General features: G+C 63.3%; 4 protein-coding genes and 1 CRISPR repeat array. All 4 genes read left to right on the top strand.

Annotation, left to right across the window (positions count from 1 at the left end; genetic code table 11):
• Window positions 1-142: 142 nt before the first annotated feature.
• A CRISPR array of direct repeats spans window positions 143-2,450; the repeat unit is 28 nt; unit sequence GTTCACTGCCGCATAGGCAGCTCAGAAA.
• A gap of 10 nt (window positions 2,451-2,460) precedes the next feature.
• The 4 genes from ABD767_RS09770 to groL all read left to right on the top strand — a co-directional run bounded on the left by ABD767_RS09770 (window position 2,461) and on the right by groL (window position 6,125).
• Window positions 2,461-2,832 (top strand): LysE family translocator, encoded by a 372-nt coding sequence (locus ABD767_RS09770; protein WP_344869559.1) that lies wholly within the window; start codon window positions 2,461-2,463, stop codon window positions 2,830-2,832.
• Window positions 2,833-2,904: 72 nt separating this feature from the next.
• The gene (locus ABD767_RS09765; RefSeq protein WP_344869555.1) at window positions 2,905-3,954 is read left to right on the top strand and encodes a bifunctional nicotinamide-nucleotide adenylyltransferase/Nudix hydroxylase; all 1,050 of its coding nucleotides are present in this window, start codon (window positions 2,905-2,907) and stop codon (window positions 3,952-3,954) included.
• Window positions 3,955-4,097: 143 nt separating this feature from the next.
• Window positions 4,098-4,388 carry a co-chaperone GroES gene (groES, locus tag ABD767_RS09760; RefSeq protein WP_103045530.1) on the top strand — a complete coding sequence of 97 codons (291 nt, stop codon included), beginning with the start codon at window positions 4,098-4,100 and terminating at the stop codon, window positions 4,386-4,388.
• 93 nt (window positions 4,389-4,481) lie between these two features.
• Window positions 4,482-6,125, top strand: coding sequence for a chaperonin GroEL (gene groL / locus ABD767_RS09755; protein WP_103045531.1), 1,644 nt, complete (start codon window positions 4,482-4,484; stop codon window positions 6,123-6,125).
• The last annotated feature ends 319 nt before the right edge of the window (window positions 6,126-6,444 follow it).

Genomic DNA, 6,444 nt, shown 5'->3' with positions numbered 1-6,444 from the left:
AGGGGCAAAACGCCCCGATCGGCGGGCAAAAAAATAGTTGCCCCTGCCGAAGTCAACTCAAATTGCATCATCTGAAAAATAGCCCAGACGTAGCACGCCTGGAGGTGAGTTATTCAGAGCATCCTTAGAGCCTAATGGCCTAGTTCACTGCCGCATAGGCAGCTCAGAAAAAAATGAGCGATATATACCAAAAACGCGGTAAGTTCACTGCCGCATAGGCAGCTCAGAAACTGTTCACACAAGGCTACTACCTGCACATCTTGTTCACTGCCGCATAGGCAGCTCAGAAAATCATGGAGTCGAGCGAGTGCCGGCAGTAGCCGTTCACTGCCGCATAGGCAGCTCAGAAAATGTCGTCTTGGTCTGGCTTGAATGTGGTCATGTTCACTGCCGCATAGGCAGCTCAGAAAGGTAGTCTTCCGCTCCCGGGCGCAGGCTCAGGGTTCACTGCCGCATAGGCAGCTCAGAAATTTGCGGCCAGGGCGCCCAGGTCGGCGGTTTTGTTCACTGCCGCATAGGCAGCTCAGAAAAGCTACTGCCAGATTTTGGCTGGTATCTCCTAGTTCACTGCCGCATAGGCAGCTCAGAAAGTCGACACCCCGTTTGACGCCGCGCCCGAGGCGTTCACTGCCGCATAGGCAGCTCAGAAAGTCAGCAGCGCCATGGGCACGGGCGTCAACGTGTTCACTGCCGCATAGGCAGCTCAGAAATTGGTGGAGAGCCCTGCGCCAGCGACCAGCTCGTTCACTGCCGCATAGGCAGCTCAGAAATACAACACAGATTTCGCAGGAGCGCCCAATGAGTTCACTGCCGCATAGGCAGCTCAGAAATTCAAGGCGCGCCGCGAAATGCAGACGGCCATGTTCACTGCCGCATAGGCAGCTCAGAAATTGCCCAGCATCACACCGTAGGTGGAGATGCCGTTCACTGCCGCATAGGCAGCTCAGAAAGAGAACGTGACGCTGCGCGTCTCCAGGCGCGAGTTCACTGCCGCATAGGCAGCTCAGAAAACCGACACGACGATCACCGTCGACGCCGAAATGTTCACTGCCGCATAGGCAGCTCAGAAAGGCGTGGCGTTTGACGTCTTTGATGCCGCCGTGTTCACTGCCGCATAGGCAGCTCAGAAATGGCCCTGGCTTGAGCAGGCAAAGGCGGTGATGTTCACTGCCGCATAGGCAGCTCAGAAATGGTCGATCGGTCGGAAGATTGCTGAGGAAGTGTTCACTGCCGCATAGGCAGCTCAGAAACATTTCGACCAGCAGGCGGGCCTGGATCTGCTGTTCACTGCCGCATAGGCAGCTCAGAAATGTATGGCCGCCTGTCCGAGCGCGTCGTCTACGTTCACTGCCGCATAGGCAGCTCAGAAATCTAAAACGCGTCTGTAAACACAAGTTTTATTGTTCACTGCCGCATAGGCAGCTCAGAAAACTCGACCTCGTAGGCCACGGCCTTGTCTGCCGTTCACTGCCGCATAGGCAGCTCAGAAACAGTGGCAAGGTGGGCAATGGCAGGTGCTGCCGTTCACTGCCGCATAGGCAGCTCAGAAATGGCGCGCGGTCAAGAACAACGTGCTCAAACCGTTCACTGCCGCATAGGCAGCTCAGAAAACGGCCCTGCTGCTGCACGCTGGCGGGTCGACGTTCACTGCCGCATAGGCAGCTCAGAAAGTCAGCCCACCACCGCCTGCGCCAGACGAGTAGTTCACTGCCGCATAGGCAGCTCAGAAATCGGAAAGACGAGGGCCATCACATCAGGGCAGGTTCACTGCCGCATAGGCAGCTCAGAAACGTACCGGCGCGCTGATTGCCACGCTGGACGTGTTCACTGCCGCATAGGCAGCTCAGAAAAGGTGCGGATTCCCGACAGCATGCCGAGGCTGGTTCACTGCCGCATAGGCAGCTCAGAAATACGATATTGCCGCCGGGACGTTTACAACCACGTTCACTGCCGCATAGGCAGCTCAGAAAACACCGTGCCGTCGGCGGTGACGCCCGTGCCCGTTCACTGCCGCATAGGCAGCTCAGAAACTTGGCCTGGGCAGCGCGGCGCAGGCCGCGACGTTCACTGCCGCATAGGCAGCTCAGAAATGTCCGCCCAGACCTACCGCGTCGTCGCGGTCGTTCACTGCCGCATAGGCAGCTCAGAAATCCACAAAAACCAGCTTCCCGCGTCCGTTGGAGTTCACTGCCGCATAGGCAGCTCAGAAATGCCGCCGCGCTTGATCCCGCAGGAGGCGCGGGTTCACTGCCGCATAGGCAGCTCAGAAAGCTGTCTTGCTGCTGCCTGCCGCGATGACGGCGTTCACTGCCGCATAGGCAGCTCAGAAAACACCCACGCACGGGCCGACTACCCGCGCGAGGTTCACTGCCGCATAGGCAGCTCAGAAAAGGGCGGCCTGCGCCAGGCTCCAGGGGTAGGCGTTCACTGCCGCATAGGCAGCTCAGAAATGGTGGATACCTGGCGTGGCTCGGCTGGCAGCTGCTGCGCGCGCCTGCAGCAGCGCATCGCGACCTGCCCATGCCGGGCTGGCACACCGCCCTGCCGCGCTGGAGCGCCGGCCTGCGCATGGGCCTGGCCTCGGGCCTGCTCAACCCCAAGAACGCGCTGTTCTACGCCAGCCTGTTTGCGCTGCTGGGCAATGCCGCCACAGGCGTACGGTGGTTTTACGGCGCCTGGATGTTTACCGCCGTGCTCGCCTGGGATCTGGCCGTGGCCGTCGCCATCGGCCACCCCCGGGTGGTCGCGCGCTTCACCCGCCAGGTGCCCCGCATCGAGCGGGCGACGGGCGTGGTCTTGCTGCTGGCGCTCGGGATGGTGCTGATCCGGTAATGCCCAGGCCCGGGCGCGCTACGATGCCGCCCCACAGGTCGACACGCGCCACAACCCGGAGACATCCACCCCATGCAACCCTACGACGCCGCCATCCTCATCGGGCGCTTCCAGCCCGTGCACAACGGCCACCTGGCGCTGCTGCGCGCGGCGTTGGCGCAGGCGCGCCAGGTCATCGTCATCCTGGGATCGGCCCACCAGGCGCGCACGCCGCGCAACCCCTTCACTTGGCAGGAGCGCGCCGACATGCTGCGCGCCGCGCTGCCCGAAGCCGAGCGCAGCCGCATGGCGCTGCTGCCGGTGCGCGACTACTACGATGAGCCGCGCTGGGCCGAGGCGGTGCGCCAGGCCGTCGCCGCGCACCTGCCCGCGGATGCCCGCATTGCGCTGATCGGCCACTTCAAGGACGACACCAGCGGCTATCTGCGCGCCTTCCCCGGCTGGCCGCTGGTGCGCATGCCGCGCCAGGGCCAGTTCGACGCCACGCCGGTGCGCGACGCCTATCTTGGAGCCGCCCCCGGCGCGCTTGAGCCCGCACTGGCGGCACTGACCGGCCAGTTGCCCGCCAGCACCCGCGACTGGCTTGCGCGCTTTGCGCAAACGCCCGACTACGCCGCGCTGCAGGAAGAATGGCGCGTGCTGCGCGACTACCGCGCCAGTTGGGCCAACGCGCCCTACCCGCCGGTGTTCGTCACCGTCGACGCGGTGCTGCGCTGTCAGGATCAGGTGCTCTTGATCCGCCGCGCGCACGCGCCGGGCAAAGGGCTGTGGGCGCTGCCCGGCGGCTTTCTGGAGCCCTACGACACGCTGTGGCAGTCCTGCCTGCGCGAGTTGGCCGAGGAAACCCTGCTGCAACTGCCCGAGGCGCAGCTGCGCGCGGCGCTGCGCGGCGTGCAGGTGTTCGACCACCCGCAGCGCAGCCAGCGCGGACGCGTCATCACCCATGCTTTCTGCTTCGACCTGGGCGACACCCCCCTGCCCGCGGTGGAAGGCGGCGACGACGCGGCACACGCGCAATGGGTGGCGCTGGCCGACCTGCCGGCGATGGAGGCGCAGTTCCACGATGACCACTGGCAGATCCTCGGCCACTTTTTTCCCTTGCCCGCGCCGCTGAGGTCTTGAAATCGGCGACAACGCCCTTATCATTAGCACTCAAGGCGGATGAGTGCTAACAACACCATCTGCTGCAAATACGAAACGCCCGCCTCCATTGCGGGCGTCTTGTTGGGCATTTCGCCTTTTGTTTCAACTTAGGAGCCTTGCAAATGAAACTGCGCCCCCTCGCCGATCGCGTGATCGTCAAGCGCCTGGAAAACGAGACCAAGACCGCCTCGGGCATCGTCATCCCCGACAACGCTGCCGAGAAGCCCGACCAGGGTGAAGTGCTGGCCGTCGGCCCCGGCCGCCTGGATGAGGATGGCGACCGCGTCGCGATGAGCGTCAAGGTCGGCGACCGCGTGCTGTTCGGCAAGTACAGCGGCCAGACCGTCAAGGTCGAAGGCGACGAGCTGCTGGTCATGAAGGAAGACGACCTGTTCGCGGTCGTCGAGCAGTAATTTGGAAGCCGTTGGGCGCCCCGCCGGCTGCACCGCGCATGCCCGGACATGCAAGGCGCCCAACCCACGAACGCAACACTGGAGTTTTGAAAAATGGCAGCAAAAGACGTAGTTTTCGGTTCTGACGCCCGCGCCCGCATGGTCGAAGGCGTGAACATCCTGGCCAACGCGGTCAAGGTCACCCTGGGCCCCAAGGGCCGCAACGTGGTGCTCGAGCGCAGCTTCGGCGCCCCCACCGTGACCAAGGACGGCGTGTCCGTGGCCAAGGAAATCGAGCTCAAGGACAAGATCCAGAACATGGGCGCGCAGCTGGTCAAGGAAGTCGCTTCCAAGACCAACGACATCGCCGGTGACGGCACCACCACCGCCACCGTGCTGGCTCAGGCCATCGTGCGCGAAGGCACCAAGTACGTGGCCTCCGGCCTGAACCCGATGGACTTGAAGCGCGGCATCGACAAGGCCGTCGTCGCGCTGGTCGAGCAGCTCAAGAAGCAGTCCAAGGCCACGACGACGAGCAAGGAAATCGCCCAGGTCGGCTCCATCTCGGCCAACGCCGACGAGTCCGTGGGCAAGATCATTGCCGACGCGATGGACAAGGTGGGCAAGGAAGGCGTGATCACCGTCGAAGACGGCAAGAGCCTGGACAACGAGCTGGAAGTCGTCGAAGGCATGCAGTTCGACCGCGGCTACCTGTCGCCCTACTTCATCAACAACCCCGAGAAGCAGGTCGCGCTGCTGGAAAACCCCTTCGTGCTGCTGTTCGACAAGAAGATCAGCAACATCCGCGACCTGCTGCCCACGCTGGAAGCCGTCGCCAAGGCCAGCCGTCCGCTGCTCATCATTGCCGAGGACGTCGAGGGCGAGGCCCTGGCGACTCTGGTGGTCAACACCATCCGCGGCATCCTGAAGGTCGTCGCCGTCAAGGCCCCCGGCTTTGGCGACCGCCGCAAGGCCATGCTGGAAGACATCGCCATCCTGACGGGCGGCAAGGTCATCGCTGAAGAAGTGGGCCTGACGCTGGAGAAGGTGACGCTGGCCGACCTGGGCCAGGCCAAGCGCGTGGAAATCGGCAAGGAAAACACCACCATCATCGACGGCGCCGGTGCCGCCGCCGACATCGAGGCGCGCGTCAAGCAGGTGCGCATCCAGATCGAGGAAGCCACCAGCGACTACGACCGCGAGAAGCTGCAAGAGCGCGTGGCCAAGCTGGCCGGCGGCGTTGCCGTGATCAAGGTCGGCGCTGCCACCGAGGTCGAGATGAAGGAGAAGAAGGCCCGCGTCGAAGACGCACTGCACGCCACCCGCGCTGCGGTGGAAGAAGGCATCGTCGCCGGCGGCGGCGTGGCCTTCCTGCGCGCACGCCAGGCCATTGGCGACCTGCAGGGCGACAACGCCGAGCAGGATGCCGGCATCAAGCTGGTGCTCAAGGCCATCGAAGCGCCGCTGCGCGAAATCGTGGCCAACGCCGGTGGCGAGCCCTCGGTGGTGGTCAACGAAGTGCTGGGCGGCAAGGGCAACTACGGCTTCAACGCCGCGACCGACACCTACGGCGACATGCTGGAGATGGGCATTCTGGACCCGACCAAGGTGACCCGCGCCGCGCTGCAGCACGCCGCCTCCGTCGCCTCGCTGCTGCTGACGACCGAAGCCATGGTCGCCGAGTCGCCCAAGGACGACGCACCCGCCGGCATGCCCGACATGGGTGGCATGGGCGGCATGGGCGGCATGGGCATGTAATCGCCTACGCGACGGGAAGAAGGCTTCAGCCTTCTTCCACGGCCCGCATCACGAAAGGCTGCTTCGGCAGCCTTTTTTGCGTCTGCATCATTCCGTTCGGGCGAATTTTTGAAGGACGGCAAGCAATCGACTTCTGCCGCCGACTGGCCCCCATTCGGAAAGTAGGAAAATTTTTCTTATAGTTACTAAGAATCATTCTCATTTATAGCGATAATGCACTCAGGCCGCGACGCACGACGTTGCGGCACGACGCTCATCGTGGGGTCGCCAGCGGGTCGTTCAATGCAGCCCGTTGGCTACTTTTTGCCAGTCACCGGTT

The sequence above is a fragment of the Comamonas faecalis genome, from assembly GCF_039538025.1.
Lineage (GTDB): Bacteria > Pseudomonadota > Gammaproteobacteria > Burkholderiales > Burkholderiaceae_C > Comamonas_C > Comamonas_C faecalis.
This window is presented reverse-complemented; position numbering and strand designations above follow the sequence as displayed.

What these genes read in the sequence shown, in the direction of transcription:
- ABD767_RS09765 (WP_344869555.1), top strand. Translation starts at nt 2,905, where the DNA reads ATGCAACCCTACGACGCCGCCATCCTCATCGGGCGCTTCCAGCCCGTG.
- groES (WP_103045530.1), top strand. Translation starts at nt 4,098, where the DNA reads ATGAAACTGCGCCCCCTCGCCGATCGCGTGATCGTCAAGCGCCTGGAA.
- groL (WP_103045531.1), top strand. Translation starts at nt 4,482, where the DNA reads ATGGCAGCAAAAGACGTAGTTTTCGGTTCTGACGCCCGCGCCCGCATG.